At 66.3% G+C, this 14,607-nt stretch carries 10 protein-coding genes and 1 pseudogene; 3 read left to right on the forward strand and 8 right to left on the reverse strand.

The window, feature by feature from the left end:
* Positions 1-146: 146 nt before the first annotated feature.
* The 4 genes from CI805_RS10125 to CI805_RS10140 form a co-directional block, all read right to left on the reverse strand.
* Positions 147-458: a hypothetical protein gene (locus tag CI805_RS10125; RefSeq protein WP_260922951.1), complete on the reverse strand. Its 312-nt coding sequence runs from the start codon at positions 456-458 to the stop codon at positions 147-149.
* A 156-nt stretch (positions 459-614) separates the two neighbouring features.
* Entirely contained in the window at positions 615-3,377 is a 2,763-nt protein-coding gene (gene secA, locus CI805_RS10130) for a preprotein translocase subunit SecA (protein WP_260922953.1), read from the reverse strand.
* A 167-nt stretch (positions 3,378-3,544) separates the two neighbouring features.
* A complete protein-coding gene (locus tag CI805_RS10135; protein ID WP_260922955.1) occupies positions 3,545-3,871 on the reverse strand; it encodes a hypothetical protein in 327 nt (108 codons plus the stop codon).
* Positions 3,872-3,935: 64 nt separating this feature from the next.
* The gene (locus CI805_RS10140; RefSeq protein WP_260922956.1) at positions 3,936-4,550 is read right to left on the reverse strand and encodes an energy transducer TonB; all 615 of its coding nucleotides are present in this window, start codon (positions 4,548-4,550) and stop codon (positions 3,936-3,938) included.
* A 421-nt stretch (positions 4,551-4,971) separates the two neighbouring features.
* Here CI805_RS10140 and argJ point away from each other — a divergent pair, with 421 nt between their 5' ends.
* Genes argJ through CI805_RS10155 form a run of 3 tightly spaced genes read left to right on the forward strand, consistent with a single transcriptional unit; the run spans position 4,972 to position 7,670 of the window.
* Complete coding sequence (gene argJ, locus CI805_RS10145; protein ID WP_260922958.1) at positions 4,972-6,198, forward strand: bifunctional glutamate N-acetyltransferase/amino-acid acetyltransferase ArgJ; 1,227 nt, start codon at positions 4,972-4,974, stop codon at positions 6,196-6,198.
* 5 nt (positions 6,199-6,203) lie between these two features.
* A complete protein-coding gene (locus tag CI805_RS10150) occupies positions 6,204-6,839 on the forward strand; it encodes a glutathione S-transferase family protein (RefSeq protein WP_260922959.1) in 636 nt (211 codons plus the stop codon).
* Between the two features lie 15 nt (positions 6,840-6,854).
* The gene (locus CI805_RS10155) at positions 6,855-7,670 is read left to right on the forward strand and encodes an inositol monophosphatase family protein (protein WP_260922960.1); all 816 of its coding nucleotides are present in this window, start codon (positions 6,855-6,857) and stop codon (positions 7,668-7,670) included.
* A gap of 70 nt (positions 7,671-7,740) precedes the next feature.
* Here CI805_RS10155 and trxA read toward each other — a convergent pair whose 3' ends face one another.
* The 4 genes and pseudogenes from trxA to CI805_RS20900 form a co-directional block, all read right to left on the reverse strand.
* A complete protein-coding gene (gene trxA / locus CI805_RS10160; RefSeq protein ID WP_260922961.1) occupies positions 7,741-8,061 on the reverse strand; it encodes a thioredoxin in 321 nt (106 codons plus the stop codon).
* An 81-nt stretch (positions 8,062-8,142) separates the two neighbouring features.
* Positions 8,143-11,641 (reverse strand): annotated as a pseudogene (gene addA / locus CI805_RS10165) (double-strand break repair helicase AddA).
* A complete protein-coding gene (locus CI805_RS20895) occupies positions 11,638-13,392 on the reverse strand; it encodes a PD-(D/E)XK nuclease family protein (RefSeq protein ID WP_313958492.1) in 1,755 nt (584 codons plus the stop codon). Before CI805_RS20895 ends, addA begins: the two are co-directional and overlap by 4 nt.
* On the reverse strand, positions 13,389-14,603 hold the full coding sequence (locus CI805_RS20900) for a hypothetical protein (RefSeq protein WP_313958493.1): 1,215 nt from the start codon (positions 14,601-14,603) through the stop codon (positions 13,389-13,391). The genes CI805_RS20895 and CI805_RS20900 overlap by 4 nt, the downstream gene beginning before the upstream one ends.
* Between the last annotated feature and the right edge of the window lie 4 nt (positions 14,604-14,607).

Below are 14,607 nucleotides of genomic sequence, written 5' to 3' on the forward strand. Positions count from 1 at the left end.
CTGCAATCCATGAGCTATTTCAGCTGTGTCGGCCTCATGACCTCTCTAACCATCTCGCCGGATAAATGACCGGGCGGGGGTAAGAGTTCCGGCACGAATGCGGAACATCAGGAACTGTGACTTTAGAGTGACACTTTCAGTTGCAACTAACCGCGCAGCTTGGGCCGGACACGGATCGCCGCAAAAATCACCACTGGCCAGAACCACGTCGCGATCATGTCGGCACGCGTATCGCGCCACATCCACCCGCCGTGGGCAAGATAATCGATACATTCGTTGAGGCACTCGGCAACGATCACCACGCCGAGGGGATGCCAGTGGCGCAGCGGTTTTTTCATCAACAATGCCGCGCCAAGCCAGATTGCCAGCCCCGCGTAGGTCTGCGCGAACTTGTCGGGCGCGGGGCACAGCGAGACGAGCCACCGGATCAGGTCTTCGTAAAGATACACGAGCTTCATGAGAATGGTCATGCTGGATCGCCGCGCCGGTGTCCACTGTACCACGGACGTCCATCGCATCCGTTTCGACGAACGGAACGCGCTTACAGAAAAGGGGCGGGAACCGGCTTTCCGATCCCCGCCCCTTACATGGCGTCAGCCTGGATCAGCGCGTGATCAGACGAGCGCGCCGTGGCAGTGCTTGTACTTCTGGCCCGAACCGCAAGGGCACATCGCATTGCGGCTGATGCCCATCTCGGCATAGGGATCACCGCCCTCAGGTGCTCCCGCAGGGGTTGCCTGACCGAACCCGACGGGCGCCGGCTGCGGGCTACCTGCCAGCGAGGCGAACAGTTCGGGGTTGAACGCCGAGCCGTCCCCGTCGTTGCTGTCATCGAAGCCGGTCAGCGGGTCGATATGGCCGGTCAGGAAGTCCGGCAGTTCGGGCAGTGTCGAGATCTCGGGCATGCGCAGCTCGCTGATCGAGAGGATACGCGTCACGTCCACACGGATCGCATCGAGCATGTGCTCGAACAGGCCGAAGGCCTCCTGCTTGTACTCGTTGATCGGCGTCTTTTGCGCATAGGCGCGCAGGAACACCACCTGACGCAGCGCGTCGAGCGTGGCGAGGTGATCCTTCCAGTGGTTGTCGAGTCGGTCTAGCAGGATGGTCTTTTCGGCCTGGCGCCAGATCGCCGGGTCGTCGTTCGCCATCTTGTCGGCCATGTGCGCATCGGCCGCGTCGGTCAGCCGCTGCTCGACGGTTTCGGGATCGACACCGTCCTCGTCGGCCCAGGCCGCGATCGGAGCATCGACGCCGAGGATGTCCTTGGCCTTCGCGGTCAGGCCCTCGATGTCCCAGTGCTCGGGATACGACCCTTGCGGGCAGGCATCGGCGACCAGCGAGTTGATCGTTTCGTGGCGCATGTCGACCACCACGTCATCCACGGTCTCGGCATCCATGATGTCCGAGCGCTGCTCGTAGATCACCTTGCGCTGGTCGTTCATCACGTCGTCGTATTCGACGACCTGCTTGCGGACTTCGTAGTTGCGCGCCTCGACCTTCTTCTGCGCGGTCTCGATCGCCTTCGAAAGCCACTTGGAACCGATCGCCTCACCATCGGCCAGGTTGCTGTTCATCATCTTGGCGAACAGCGTGTCCGGCCCGAAGATGCGCAGCAGGTCGTCTTCGAGGCAGAGGTAGAACTTCGACAGGCCCGGATCGCCCTGACGGCCCGAGCGGCCGCGCAGCTGGTTGTCGATGCGGCGGCTCTCGTGACGCTCGGTGCCGATGACGCACAGGCCGCCGGCCTCGATCACGAGGCGCTTCTGCTCGGCCACTTCCATCTTGATGCGGGCGATGGCCTCCTCGCGCTCAGGCCCCTCGGGCATGTCGCGCAGTTCGTCCTCGACGCGGAACTCGACGTTACCGCCCAGCTGAATGTCGGTGCCGCGGCCCGCCATGTTGGTCGCGATCGTCACCGCGCCGGGGCTGCCCGCCTGCGCAACGATATGCGCTTCCATCTCGTGGAAACGCGCATTCAGCACCGAGTGCTTGACGCCTTCCTTGTTGAGGAAGTCCGAGAGCAGTTCCGACTTCTCGATCGAGACGGTGCCGACCAGCACCGGCTGGCCGATCTCGTGCTTTTCGCGGATCAGCTTGGCAATGGCCGCGAACTTGTCGAGCGTGTTCTTGTAGAATTCGTCCTCTTCGTCGATGCGCTGGATCGGCAGGTTGGTGGGGATCGTCACCACGTTCATCTTGTAGATGTCGTAGAACTCGCCCGCCTCGGTCGCCGCCGTACCGGTCATGCCCGAGAGCTTGGGATACATGCGGAAGTAGTTCTGGAAGGTGATCGAGGCCAGCGTCTGGTTCTCGGGCTCGATGTTCACGCCTTCCTTGGCCTCGACCGCCTGATGCAGGCCGCTCGACCAGCGACGCCCGTCCATCATGCGGCCGGTGAACTCGTCGATGATGATGACCTTGCCGTCCTTGACGATGTAGTCGGTGTCGCGCTTGAACATCATCACCGCCTTGAGCGCCTGCTCAAGGTGATGCACGACCAGCGTATTCTCGACATCGTAGAGGTTCGAGCCGACCAGCAGGCCCGCCTCTTCGAGCATTCGCTCGACGCGCTCCACGCCGTCCTCGGTCAGCGTGATCGACTTCTGCTTCTCGTCGGCTTCGTAGTCCTCCGGCGCCAGCTGCTTCACCACCGCGTCGACCGAGATGTACAGCTCGCTCTTGTCGTCGGTCGGGCCGGAGATGATCAGCGGCGTGCGCGCCTCGTCGATCAGGATCGAGTCGACCTCGTCGACGATCGCGTAGTTGAAGGGGCGCTGCACCATCTGGCTGCGCTCGTGCTTCATGTTGTCGCGCAGATAGTCGAAGCCGAACTCGTTGTTCGTGCCGTACGTGATGTCGGCCGCATAGGCCTCGCGGCGCTCGTACTCGCCGAGGTTAGGCACGATCACGCCCACGGTCAGGCCGAGGAAACCGTGGAGCTGCTCCATCTGCTCGGCATCGCGGCGGGCGAGATAGTCGTTCACCGTGACGACGTGGACGCCCTTGCCTTCCAGCGCGTTGAGATAGGTCGGCGCGGTCGCGACCAGCGTCTTGCCTTCACCGGTGCGCATTTCGGCGATCTCGCCGCGATGGAGCACCATGCCGCCGATCAGCTGCACGTCGAAGTGACGCATGCCGAACACGCGCTTCGAAGCCTCGCGCACGGTGGCGAAGGCTTCGGGCATGATATCGTCGAGCGTGGATCCTGCGGCCAGCATCGCGCGCAGCTTGGGCGTCTGGGCCTTGAGTTCCTCGTCGCTCAGTGCGCTCAGCACCGGTTCGAAACCGGCGATCTGGGCGATCACCTTGTCGAGCGACTTGACGTAACGCTCGTTCGACGAGCCGAAGACGGACTTCATGAGAGAGCCGAGCATGGCCTTGGTATCCCTGTTTTCTTTGAATTCGATATGGATGGCAGGCGGAACCGGACGGAGATGCAGGCGCGGAGTTCACGCGCAGCAGCGACACGGGTCTCGCAGGACACGCGCGCCGGACCTTTGAGGGCCGTGCGCGGTCGGGAATGGGGTATGACGCGCCGCGCTTATTGCCGCGCGCGGTCGCTGCCGGTCTGCACCGTCAGGGGACGGCGGGGCGCAAAGCCCGGAAGTTCGGCAGGAGCATGGCGTCGGGTATTGCTGAACCCCGGTTCGGGAAGCCGCGCCAGCGCGATCGGCGCACGCGGCGCCTTGAGGCTCTCGACCAGACTGTCCACCTGAGCGCCCAGCCCCATCTGCACGCTGGCGACAGGCACCATGCGCGCCTCGGCAGGGCCGATCTGCGCGACAAGGCCCGTCAGCAGGGCAAGCAGGGTCAGGACGAAGCGGTTCGCCATGGCGACGAGATAGGGTGCGCGAGAGGACCTGTCCACCGGGAATGCGCTTTATCCTGCGATCATAGATGCGTGCAGCGACCAATCGACGCACGCAAACCCGTCATGGTGCAGGATCGATCGAAATCGAGTTCTTGACGGTGACCCGCCTCGGGACGGGATTACCCTTGTCATCATGGAACGGCGCATAGGTGGATTTACGGCAGGCTGCCTCCGCCTGTTCCTCGCGCCCCGCGAACATGCCGGTGGCCTCCACCATCCGGCAATCGGCGACGCTGCCATCCGCCTCGACGTCGATGATCATCGTCGTGGCGCCGGGGGCCAGATGCCTGCCCTCTTCATCCTGCGTCCATTTCACCGCCGTGCTGTACGTGCCCGCCACCGCCCGGCCCTTGTCGTTCGTGGCCGGATAGAACGTCGCCCGCTCGGCAAGGCGCGCGCACGCCGTCTGATCGAGTTCATCGTTTCCGCTGGACGAGGTGACGGTGCAGCTTGTCACCCGCCCGTCCGCGGCGACCGCCAGACGCACGCCGGTACGCCCCTGCGCCCCGCCCTTGGGATAATCGTCAGGCAGCACCCACGCGCCCGGATTGCCATTCGGACGCGGCGCTTGTGCCTTGCCCTGCATGCTTTCCGCGATTTTCTCGGCACCGGTGATCGGCACGGGCGAGGCCATCGCAGCGCCGGCCGCTCCCGACATCGCCAGAAGGACCGCCACGGTTTTCGATATGTAGTTCATTTCGCCCCCGAATATCTCGCCTCAGCTTTATCGCACCACAGCTTTATGAAGCGGAAAGGAACATGACCAGAAGGAATTACGGCCTTGCGGTCAGGGCCGTGCCTGCCGCCGCCTGCCGCTGTTCTGCTGCATCTCGTTGCGATGCCATTTTCCTACACGGATCCCGGCGCGGTAAGTTGCCCATCATGTGCCCAACTCTCCGCCCCGCGCGCCGCAAGGTGACACTTTCGTTCTCACGAAACAGCGGTTTTCCGCCGAGCGAAGGCATGCTCCGGCACCAAGGTGACACTTTTCCTCTGGACCGTGTCAACTGTGTCAACCTGTCACCTTGCGAGGGCCTGCGTGCCGCGTCCCGCCAAGCTCCCTTGACCTGTCCTGCCCACGCGCTAGGCAACCGGCCATGGCCTATCCCACCTCCCCGCTCGCACAGCCCTTCCCCGCCCTTCCCGCCATCGCGGGCGTGACGCCGCATGTGGTGCGCGCCGGCTACAAGGACTGGGGTCGCTGCGACCTCACCTATGTCTCGATGGACGAAGGGACCAGCGTCGCAGGCGTGTTCACGAAGAACCTGTGCTGTTCGAGCGAGGTCGAGATCGGCCGCGCCAATATCGCGCAAGGTTCGGCCCGCGCGCTGGTGGTCAATGCGGGCAACTCCAACGCCTTCACCGGCTATCGCGGGCGCGAGGCGGTGGAGCAGATCATGGAGCAGGTCGCCGGAAGCATCGGCTGCCCGAAAGAACAGGTCTTCGTCTCCTCGACCGGCGTGATCGGCGTGCCGCTGCCCAAGGGCAAGGCGCGCGAGGGCGTGGAGAAGGCGCTCACCGCCGATGCCTGCACCTGGGAAGAGGCCGCCAACACCATCGCCACCACCGATACTTTCGCGAAAGGCGCCACCGCCACCGCGATGATCGGCGAGACGAAGATCACGATCAGCGCGATCATCAAGGGATCGGGCATGATCGCGCCCGATATGGCAACGATGCTCGGCTACCTGTTCACCGATGCGGCAGTCAGCCCGGCGTTCCTGCAGGCCTGTCTCTCTTCCGCCAACCTGCGCACGTTCTCGTGCATCACCGTCGATTCGGACACCTCGACCAGCGACACCGTGATGGCCTTCGCCACGGGCAAGGCGGGCAATGCGCCGCTCACCTCGATCGAGGATGCCGGCGCCCACGCCTTTGCCGCTGCGGTCCATGACGTCTGCCGCCAGCTTGCCCATCTGGTGGTGCGCGATGGCGAAGGCGCGCAGAAATTCATCGCCGTGACCGTTTCCGGCGCCGTCTCGGACGAGAGCGCGCGCACCGTGGGCATGGCCATCGCCAACTCGCCGCTGGTCAAGACCGCCATCGCGGGCGAAGACGCCAACTGGGGCCGCGTGGTCATGGCGGTCGGCAAGGCGGGCGAGCCTGCCAACCGCGACACGCTTTCCATCGGCTTCGGCGGCATCTGGTGCGCCCGCGAGGGTCTGCCGCTTGCCGACTACGATGAGGCACCGGTGGCTGCGCATCTGAAGGGTCAGGACGTGACCATCGAGGTCGACCTCGGCCTCGGCGAAGGCACCGCCACCGTGTGGACCTGCGATCTGACGCACGGCTACATCTCGATCAACGCCGACTACCGGAGCTGAGTGCCATGGCTGCACATTTCATCCTCTGGGGCCGCCCCAACTCGCACAACGTCAAGAAGATCGCGTGGTTCGCGGTGGAGCTTGGCCTGCCGTTCGAACGGCGCGACATGGGCGGGGCCTTCGGCTACTCGGACGAGTATCTGGCGAAGAACCCCAATCGCCTCGTGCCGATGATCGAGGACGGCAAGATCGCGCTGTGGGAATCGAATGCGATCCTGCGCTACATGGCAGCGGAATACGGCGGCGAGCGCTGGTTCGCGCGCGACCCCATTGACCGCGCCCTCGCCGACCGCTGGATGGACTGGCAGTTCACCTATGCCGACGGCCAGCGCCTGCCGTTCCTGTCGATGGCGCGCATCGCGCAGGACAAGTGGGACATGCCCGCCATCGAACGCGACATCGCCACGTGCGCCTCGCACCTCGCCGTCCTCGAAGCGCATCTGGCCCAGAACCCGTGGCTCTCCGGCGGGCAGTTCGGCATCGGCGACATTCCGATGGGCTGCTACATCCACACCTGGTTCTCGCTACCCTTCGACGCATTCGATCTGCCCCGGCGCGAGTTCCCTCACATCGCCGAGTGGTATGCCCGCCTCCGCGAGCGCCCCGGCTTTGCCGAACACGTAATGATCCCGCTGACCTAAGGACCAATGCGCCCCATGACCGATCTTGCCCGCCTCACCCCTGCCGTCGAAGCCCTTATGCGGCAGGCCAGCGAGCAGGCGATCCTGCCGCACTACCGCACGCTCTCCAGCGACCAGATCGACGCCAAGGCGCCCGATGACGTCGTGACCGTGGCCGACAAGGCCAGCGAAGCCTTCCTGACCGAAAAGTTGTCCGCGCTGTTGCCCGACGCCGTGGTCGTGGGCGAGGAAGCGGTGTTCGACGATGAGAATCGCATGGCCCCGCTCAAGGACAGCCTGTGCTGGATCGTCGATCCGCTCGACGGCACCAACAACTTTGCCGCCGGAAAAGCGCCGTTCGGCGTGCTTGTCGCGCTGGCGGACAAGGGCGAGACTCTGGGCGGCTGGATTCTCGACAGTCTGACCGGGCGCTTCTGCTCCGCCACGCCGGGCTGCGGCGCGTGGATCGACGGCGAGCGCGTCACCGCGCGCACCACCGGCGAGGCCAGACCGGTCGCGGCGATCTCGACGGTCTTCATGGACCCAACAGAGCGGGCTGAAGTCAGCGCCCACGTCGCGCCGCACTACACGCTGGTCGACATTCCGCGTTGCGCCGCCGAGCAATACCCGCGCCTGATGCTAGGCCAGAACGACATCGCCGTGTTCAACCGCACGCTGCCCTGGGACCACGCGGCAGGCGTGCTGTTCCTCAACGAAGCAGGCGGCAAGGCCGCGCGCGAGGACGGCAGCGCCTATCGCGTCGACGAATACGACCGGGGCGGCCTTATCGGCGCTGCATCGCCCCGCCTATGGGACGATTTCGCGAACCTGCTGGCGAAGCGGACAGCCTGAACAAAAGAAAACCCCTCCGGCCATATCGGCGGGAGGGGTTTCCTGTCTTCTCAGACGGTGAAGCGCGAGATTAGATTTCGCTTTCGATCCAGCCCTTGAGCGCGCTCTTGGGAGCCGCACCCAGCTTCTCGGCAACCTTCTGGCCATCCTTGAACAGCACGAGGAAGGGGATCGAGCGCACGCCGAAATCGGCGGGCGTCTGGGTGTTGGCCATGATGTCCATCTTGGCGATCGTCACCTGACCGTCGAGTTCGGCAGCGATCTCTTCGAGCGCCGGGGCGATCATCTTGCACGGGCCGCACCAGTCGGCCCAGAAATCGACGAGCACGGGCTTGTCGGACTTGAGAACGTCTGCCTCGAAGCTGGCGTCGGTAACGGCGATGGTCGACATGATCGGAAATGCTCCACAAAAGGATGTTGGTGACAATCTAGGGAGGAAACGGACGGGTGCAACGCCCCTTTCCTCCAAGCTTTACTGCGTCGCGGCCAAGTCCGGCTTGTTCGCGGTGATAAGGTCTGCGGGAACCGCGATCAGGCGCGGTGCGGCGGTGTAGAGCAGCGCGGCCTCCACCGTGCGCCCCGGAAAGGTCACTTCCAGCGCGGCGACATAGGCGGCCATCTGCCGCAGGATCGCGCGCGGCACCGCCGTGATGTCCGCAGGCGGGCGGCGCGAAGTCTTGAAATCGACCAGCCGCACATGCGTGGGCGTCACCACCAGCCGGTCGATGGTGCCCGCGACGACCTGCCCGCCGACCACCGCTGCAATCGGCACTTCGGCCAGCGAGCCGGGCGCGAACAGATCGGCCCACGCAGGCTCTTCCAGCACCGCGATGGCGCTGCTCGCCAGTTCTCCGCGCACCGCCTCATCGAGATCGGCGGCGTGGCGCGCCAGCCAGTGCGGCGCGGCATCCTTACGCAGATCGGACGGCACATCGGGCAGGCGTTCGAGAAGACGGTGGACCAGCGTACCCCGGCGGGCGGCATCGCGCCCGGCGGCGGGCGGCCACGGCGGATCGGGCGCCTCGTCCTCACCCAGCGCGGACGGCGCCAGCGGGCGCGGCGGGCGCGGTTCGGCGGGCGGCAGGCGATCGAGCCAGCGCGGAAGCGGTTCCTCCAGCGCCAATTCGGGCGCCTTGGCCTGGATCTCGGCTGCGGGCGTAGACGGTGACAGTTCTCCCCACTCGCAACGGCTGCCCCAGATCGGATCGGCAATGGGGGCCTCTGCCGGGAAAATCTCGCGAAGTTTCGCGTACCAGCTTTTGGGCGCAGGCACTCCCTTGTCCCTTGAACCCAGCGCACCGCCCACGAACAGCGCTTCCTCCGCACGGGTCATGGCGACGTAAAGCAGCCGCCAGTGCTCCTGCTCGTCGCCGGTCTTGTTGTGCGCGATCTCGCTCTCGATGGGACCGCGTTTCTCGTCCTTCGACAGCGGCGGCAGCGGGATTCGACGGCGCTCGTTCGCCGGGTCGGGCAAGTCTATGCCGCGATCGCGCGCCGTCTCGGGATTGCCGGTAGCGTCGGCCAGAATGACGATAGGCGCCTGCAAGCCCTTCGAGCCATGAACCGTCATCACCCGCACGAGACCCGAAGCGCCATCAGCCTCGCGCTTCAGCTCACCGTCGCCTGCATCGAACCACGCGAGGAACCCGGCAAGGCTCGGCGTATCGGTCGCGACATAGGCGCTGGCCGCATTGAGCAGCTCGTCGATGGGATCGTTGGCTTCGCTGCCGAGCCGCGCGGTCAGGCGACGGCGCCCCTGCCACGGTCCGACCAGCAGCCAGTGCAACAGATCCTGCGGCGTGCCGAAGTCGGCCTTCGCCAGAAGCTCGCCCAGCTGCCCGAGCAACACAGCAACCTCAGGCTCGCGCGAGGCGCGCAGATGGTTCCACAACGCGACGTTCCGCTCGCGATAGCCGAACCGCAGCAACTGCTCCTGCGACCAGCCCACCAGCGGCGAGACCAGCAGCGAGGCGAGGTTCAGGTCATCCAGCGGCTGCACCGCGAACCGCAGCGCCGCGACCAGATCCTTGACCGCCAGCGGGGCGCCCAGCCGCAGGCGGTCGACACCCGCCACCGCTACGCCCGCAGCATGGAGCCGCGCGACGATCAGCGCCGCCAGTTCCTTGCGTTGGCGCACCAGCACCATGATATCGCCTGCCGTCGCGCGACGGGTGTACCTTTGTGCAGCGCAAAGCCGGGGCCATGCGGATCGAGCCATTCGCGCACTTGCGCGGCGATCTGGTCGGCCATCTGTCGGTCGGGCTTGGAGAGCCAGTTCTCCTGCCCCTCATCCACCTCATCCTCGGGCTCGGCCTCCACCTCACCCGCGCCGCCGACCGGCTGCCACAGCGCGACATAGCCGGGGCGCTGCTCGCCGACATGCGGTTCGGACGGCGTGGAAAGGCCGAACTGCGCGTGACCGATCCCGGCAATCGCGGCATCGACGAAATCGAGCACTGGCTGTGCTGTGCGGAAACTCCGGTCGAGGCCATATTCGCGAAGCTCACGCAGAGGACCACCTCCGCGCAGCATCGCCGCATTATCCGCGGCATCGGCCATCGTCTTGCGAACGCGATCGGCAGCACGACGGAAGTTTTCCGGGCTGGTGCCCTGAAAGCGGAAGATCGCCTGCTTGTAATCGCCCACGACGAAGAGCGTGCGCATGAGGTTACCATGCTGCCCCTCGCCCGCCCAGAACTCCCCGGCGATGGCCATGACGATGTCCCACTGCGCCGCGTTGGTGTCCTGCGCCTCATCGACAAGGATATGGTCGAAGCGACGATCCAGCTTGTAGCGAATCCAGTCGGCCTGCTCCTGCTGCGCCAGAAGCTGCGCGGCACGGCGGATCTGGTCGTCGAAATCGATCAGCCCTTCACGCTGCTTGGCCGCGTCCCACGCCAACGCAAAGGCGCGCCCCAGCCGCAGTGCAGGCACCAGTCGCTCGACCAGAGCCAACCGCGCCTTGAGGTCGAGCACACGGAAGATCGCCTCGCACACGCGCGCGGCATAGGCGCCGTATTCGGGATCGCGCTTGTCCTGATTGGTGGTGGACTTGGGCTCGTCCTTGGCGGTCAGGAACACCTTGCGCAGATCGTCGAACCCGGCGAGGCGTTCGGCAGGCGACTTGTCCAGCCACGCGGTGATCGCATAGGCGGCCGCCTCGCCGGTCTTGGTCGCCCATTCGGCATTGACCAGACGGCAGCGGCGCAGCGACGCCACGTCGAACGCCTGATCGGCGCACAGCGCCTCGACCATCTCGCCATCGGCATCGCTCGGCAGGTCGAGCAGGCGCAGCACATGCGCGCGCATATCACCCGCCTGCCAGGCACCGGACCGAACCACGCCTCGCGCGCCTGTGCGCAGCGCAGCAGGAACGCTTCGACCGCCTCCGGCCCGTGCCGCATCGACAGCGCCTCGACCGCGCGCAGCAGCGACGGATCGCCCAACGGATCGCTTTCGGCGGACACCAGCAGATCGGCCAGCACCTGCCGTGCCAGCAGCACGCGCTCGCGATCTTCCATCGGGCGGGTGCCGGGGATCAGGTCCGCTTCCTGCGGGAAGGTCGCCAGCAACCACTGCGAGAAGGCGTGGATAGTGTCGATGCGCAGACCGCCGCCGGGCGAATCGAGGACGGCGGCGAACAGCGTGCGGGCGCGGGCGCGCGTGCCCGGATCGCCCGAGGCACCGATAGCCTCCAGCCTTGCGGCAAGGTGCGTATCTTCCAGCCGCACCCATTCGGCGAGCGTGCCGTTGACGCGCGCGGCCATTTCGGTCGCACCGGCCTTGGTGAAGGTCAGGCATAGAATCTGCGAAGGCGTGACGTCCGGTTGCAGCAAAAGCCGCAGCACGCGCGAGGACAGCACCTGCGTCTTGCCCGTGCCTGCCGAGGCGGAGAGCCACACCGTTTCCAGCGGATCGACCGCGCGCATCTGGTTCCCGTGCAGCGGCCAGACCTTTGCCGGGCCGCTCATGCCTCGGCCTCCCTGTTCGCCGGACCGCCGAGCGAGGTGATCCATTCGTCCAGACGCATCAACTGATCGTAGTCCGCATAAGAGCCCAGTTCCGGGTTGAGCCGCGCAGTGAAGGGCTCGGTGCCGAGAATCCAGCGGTCGAGCGCTTCATCCAGATAGTGCGCCGTTTCGCCCAGAAACTCGTCGCGCATCATCACCTTGCCGCGCTTCTTTTCATCGTCCGTCACCGGCTCGACGACATAGCCGAACTGGTCTCTTACCTTGCCGAAAGACCAGTATTCGAAAGCCGAGGCCTCGCCGGACACATCCGCGAAACCGCCCGCCTCGGCGATCAGCGCGACGAGACCCAGCTGCAGCGCGAATCCGTCGAGCACCATCTGCTTCGAAGGCGGCTGCCCGGTCTTGTAGTCGACCACCGCCAGCGTGCCATCGCCGAGCCGGTCGATCCGGTCAGCGCGGCCATGGATGCGGATATCCTTGCGGCGCATTTCGCCCTTGGCTTCGAAGCACATGACGCGGCGACCTTCGGTCTTCTCCGTCAGCACGCGCTGCGCGAACGTATCGAGCGCGGCGGCCAGACGCGGCCACCACAGCGCGCGCATCAGCGGATGCGTATTGCTGCGCAGCAGAACGTCCTGCGCAATCTTGGGCAGGCCCAGCGGTGGCTCTCCTGCGGCGTGCCATTCCTCCAGAATCTTGTGCGCGACTTCGCCCTTCCACGCCGCACTCGGCTCGGCATCGATGGCATCGAGACGGCGCAGGTTCATCACCGCGCTGGCGTAGAACTGGTAGGGATCGCCGCGCAGGCGATCGAGGCCGGTCACGGAAATGTCGACCCGGCGCTGCTCGGCATCGGGCATCGGCTGTGGGCGCGGATGCGACGGCACGGCGGTAGCGCGGTCGATCTTTTGCGCCAGTTCCACCGCCCGTGTCTCGCGCATCACCTCGCCGCCCGCCATGGCGAGCACGCGCAGCACGAAACGCGAGGCGATCACCGGGCCGCCCTCGTCGCGGCGCGCCCAACTGAGCACCACCTCGGGCGCGCCCAGCGCGCCTGCAAGGTCGTGCGCGGCAAGACCAATGCGAAAGTCCGCGCCCGGCACGCCCAGCGCGCGCAGCACGGCAGGCGGCAGCAGCGAATCCTGCGATGGGCTGGCAGGCCACATGCCCTCGGTCAGCCCGGCACAGATCACCAGATCGGCGCGGCTCATCCGGGCTTCGAGCAGGCCATAGACGGCCACGCGCGGATGACCGCCCCACGGCGGGCGCACGGCCACGCGATCCATCGCATCACGCAGCACCGCATGGAGGTCGCGCGGCTCGACCATCGTTCCTGCCGAGGACGCAGCCATCCGCAAGTCCTCGACGAACTGGCTGAGCGCGCGGCCATCGGCGTTGCCCCAGACCATCTCGCCGCACAGGCCTTCGATACCCTGTGCCAGCGCCCCGAGCATATCGTCGAGCGGCTGCGCACCTTCCAGCGCGAACAGCGGCGCCAGCACCGCCTCTACCGAAGTCCACCAATCGCCAAGGCGGCGGGCTTCGGCAATCTCGCGCAAGGTGGTGAGCCCTGCGGCCGGTCGAGGCCCGCGCAGCGCAAGATCGAGCTTGCGCGCGCTCTCCAGCCACGCCGCGCGCCCCTCACCCGATCCCGCCAGTGGATGGGTCAGCAGTGCGATCAGCGGAACCGGCGCGGCCTGTTCGGCCAGAACTTCGGCGAGGAGCAGGAACGCCCGGCCCGCCGCCGTCATCGGCAGCGCACGACCTGCGGTATCGTCCGCCTCGATATCCCAGCGGCGCAGTTGTGCGACGACGCGGCCGGCAAGGCCCCGGTCGGGGTGATCAGCGCCACGCGGCGTTCGGGCGTTTCCAGCGCCTCGCGAATCAGGACGGCGATGGCCTGCGCTTCCTCGCCGGGATGCGCCGTCTCCATCAGGCGCACGCCCGACAGACGGCGGCGTTCTGCAGGCAGCGAAACCCATTGTGCCGAGGCTCTGGGCGGCAGGAACAGGCTCGAAATCGCCTTGCTGCGCGCAGGTGGCGTCGCGCCAAGGCCGGAGCGATGCCAGGCCCGCACTTCCTCGCGCGCCAGCCCCATGCGCGAGAGCAGCAGCTTGAGGTGATATTGCGGATGCGTCACCGCATCGTCGCGACCGAACGGCGGATCGTCCGGTCCTTGCGTGTTTCCTGCGGCGCCCAGTTCATCCCAGACTTCGGCATCGAGCGACAGGTCGAAGTCCGGCAGCACCACCGCACCCTGCGGCAGTTCCGAGACGACGCGCAGCAGGCGCGCCAGCGCGGGCGAGGCGCTGGTGACACCGGCAGCGACCACGCCATGCGGCGGCGGTGCGTTCCACCAATGCTCGGCGGCGTGACGAAACAGGCGATTGCGGCGCTCCGGCGCATCGATCTCACCCCGCTCGGCCATTTCGGCGATCCAGTATTGCTGGACCTTGAGGAACGTCGCGGTGTTGCGCGTCCAGTGCGAGGCCATCTCGCCGACGATGCCGATCACCCGCTCGGACAGCAGATCGATCGGCGCGATATCCTCGACCAGCAGCCGGTCCATCGTGCGACCGATCTCGAAGGCGCGGCGCAGCAAAGCGGGGCCAGTCCAGGCCTCATCGCCCTCCACTTCGCGCAAGTAGTGTGCCAGACGCAGCCAGCGGCGCGTCGGATCGGCGGCGGGGGGAATGTCCGCCGCGCCCAGCGGATCGAGCAGCGGCCCCAGCGTCTCATCGAGATCGAGATCGCCCACCACTGCCATGCGCGGCAGCAACATGCCGCCGCCAGCGACGCGCACGAAGGCCTCGGTCACAGTGCGGATCGCGCGGCGGCTCGGCAGCAGCAGCGTCAGCCGCGCAAGGCCAAGTTCGTCCTCGGCATAGCGCGGGATCAGCCCGGCAACGAGCGCATCGGCAAATCCGCGATGCGCTGCTATGGAATAGATACGCGGGGCCATGCGG

Origin of the sequence: Novosphingobium sp. 9, from assembly GCF_025340265.1 — a bacterium.
Lineage (GTDB): Bacteria > Pseudomonadota > Alphaproteobacteria > Sphingomonadales > Sphingomonadaceae > Novosphingobium.

Bases quoted from the DNA above. Each gene is read 5' to 3' on its own strand.
- argJ (WP_260922958.1), top strand. From the start codon at position 4,972: ATGGCCTATCCCACCTCCCCGCTCGCACAGCCCTTCCCCGCCCTTCCC.
- CI805_RS20900 (WP_313958493.1), bottom strand. From the start codon at position 14,603: ATGGCCCCGCGTATCTATTCCATAGCAGCGCATCGCGGATTTGCCGAT.
- secA (WP_260922953.1), bottom strand. From the start codon at position 3,377: ATGCTCGGCTCTCTCATGAAGTCCGTCTTCGGCTCGTCGAACGAGCGT.
- CI805_RS10125 (WP_260922951.1), bottom strand. From the start codon at position 458: ATGAAGCTCGTGTATCTTTACGAAGACCTGATCCGGTGGCTCGTCTCG.
- trxA (WP_260922961.1), bottom strand. From the start codon at position 8,061: ATGTCGACCATCGCCGTTACCGACGCCAGCTTCGAGGCAGACGTTCTC.
- CI805_RS10155 (WP_260922960.1), top strand. From the start codon at position 6,855: ATGACCGATCTTGCCCGCCTCACCCCTGCCGTCGAAGCCCTTATGCGG.
- CI805_RS20895 (WP_313958492.1), bottom strand. From the start codon at position 13,392: ATGACGGCGGCGGGCCGGGCGTTCCTGCTCCTCGCCGAAGTTCTGGCC.
- CI805_RS10150 (WP_260922959.1), top strand. From the start codon at position 6,204: ATGGCTGCACATTTCATCCTCTGGGGCCGCCCCAACTCGCACAACGTC.